This window comes from Allobosea sp. TAB14 (genome assembly GCF_052113865.1).
Classification (GTDB): domain Bacteria; phylum Pseudomonadota; class Alphaproteobacteria; order Rhizobiales; family Beijerinckiaceae; genus Allobosea; species Allobosea spartocytisi.
This window is the reverse complement of sequence record NZ_JBFRDQ010000331.1, coordinates 1-2,055: the sequence shown is the minus strand read 5'-3', so window position 1 is coordinate 2,055 and position 2,055 is coordinate 1. Positions and strand designations below refer to the sequence as shown.

At 70.8% G+C, this 2,055-nt stretch carries 1 protein-coding gene; it reads right to left on the bottom strand.

The features are described from left to right. Positions 1 to 200: 200 nt before the first annotated feature. Positions 201 to 2,055 (bottom strand): molybdopterin-dependent oxidoreductase (locus AB4Y99_RS27295; protein WP_441525547.1); only part of this gene is annotated, 1,855 nt, incomplete at its 5' end.

Sequence of the window (2,055 nt, the reverse complement as noted above, 5' to 3'; positions counted from 1 at the left end):
CGGCAGCAGATTGACCATCGCCGCCTTCGCCCAGCCCGCCAGCTTCGCCCCCAGCGGCTTCGACGTCGCGGCCGGCAGCGACACGACCTCCGGCGGCTTGCCGGGAAGCGTGACGACCGTCGCGCCCGCGATCGTGTCCTTCAAGACAGGCTGACCCATGTTCCAGTCTCTCCTCTGACCGAGCTCTTGCGTCGCATGCGTCATGCCGCCTCGCTGGCGCGTGGCCGCGCCCCGATGCGACGGATTTCGGGAAGGCAGGAACCGCAATTGGTCCCCGCCTTGAGTTGCAGGCCGATCTCCTCGGCCGTCGCCGCTCCGGCCTCGAAGGCGGCGCGGATCGCGTTCAGGCCGACGCCGAAGCAGGCGCAGACGGTCGGACCGGGATCGGTCCCGTCGGGGCCGCGTCCGGACAGCAGGGCGAGYCGGCTCTCCACGGTCGCGGCGGGATCGGCAAAGACGGCCTTGACCATGTCCCAGAGCGGGGCGCGGCCCGCCGGCGCGAGGAAGAGGGCGGCCGCGAGCCGGTTTTCGCGAAGCACGGCGCAGCGATAGCTGCCGCCGTCGCGGTCGATCAGCTCGGTCATCTCATGAGCGTCGAAGTGGTCGCGCATCAGCGCCGCTAGGGCATCGATGGCTGAGTCGGTGGCGAAGAGCCGGCCTTCGCCGCCCTGCACCGCGAGCCGTGCCCACCAGCTTTCCGCTGGCAGCGCGAAGGGCTCGCGCGACAGGACGAAGCCCTCGAAGCGATAGGCGACCGGCGCGATCGAAACCGGCGTCGCCTTCATTTCGGGCTGGCCGGAAAAGGGATCGCAGAGCGGCTGCGCCAGCGCTCCGATGCGCGCGTCGGAGGCGGTTTCTCCGGACCAGTGGATCGGCGCGAACAGCGAGCCCCGGGCGACGCCCTCATCGGCCGCGACCTTGAGCACCGCGCTGCCATGGGCGCTGGCGAGACGGGCGAAGCCGCCCTCGATCAGCCCGAAACGCGCGATGTCGGCCGGATTCACGGAGACGGCAGGCTCGGCGATATGGGCGCTGAGCCGGGGGCTGAGCCCGGTCCGCGTCATCGTGTGCCAGTGGTCGCGGACGCGGCCCGTGTTGAGCAGCAGAGGGAAGGTGCCGTCGGTGTCCGAGGCGAGCTTCGGCGCGGCGAGCGGGCGCATCTGCGCGCGGCGGTCGGGGCCGAAAAAGCCGCCATCGGCGAAGAGCCGCGCGGTGCCCTCGCGCTGCTGCACCGGGACCGGCCACTGCACCGGCCGCAGCCTGTCATAGGCGGCCTTGTCGAGGCCGGCATGGGCGCCGATGTCGAAATCGCGCCTGCCATCGTTCTCGAAGGCCGACAGCGCCGCGTGCTCGGCATAGATGTCGTGCGCGCCGGTGTAAGTGAAGGCGGCGCCGAAGCCGAGACGCTTCGCCACCTCGCAGACGATCCACCAATCCGGCTTCACCTCGCCCGGCAGCGGCAGGAAGGCGCGCTGGCGCGAGATCCGCCGCTCGGAGTTGGTGACGGTGCCGTCCTTCTCGCCCCAGGCCGCGGCCGGCAGGATGTAGTGCGGTTTCGCCGCGACCGTATCGTTCGAGAGCACATTCTCGGAGACGATGAAGAGATCGAGGCCGGCGAGCGCGGCGCGGGCCTTGTCGGCGTCCGGGAGAGAGGTGGCGGGGTTCGTCGCCATCACCCACATCGCGCGGATGCGGCGCTCAGCGACCGCGTCCAGCATCTGGACGGCCTTCAGCCCCTCGCGGCGGGCGATGTTCGGCGCCTGCCAGAAGCGGCGGACGCGGTCGATGTCCTCGGGAGCGTAACCCATATGGGCGGCCAGCATGTTGGCGAGCCCGCCGACCTCGCGTCCGCCCATCGCATTCGGCTGGCCGGTGAGCGAGAAGGGACCGCAGCCGGGCCGTCCGATCCGCCCCGTCGCGAGATGACAGTTCAGGATCGCSGYGACCTTGTCSGTGCCYTGCGCCGAYTGGTTGACGCCCTGGCTCCAGGCCGTCACGACATGCGGTGTGCTGGCCCAAAGCTCGTAGAAGGCTGCGATCTGCTCGGTGGGCAGG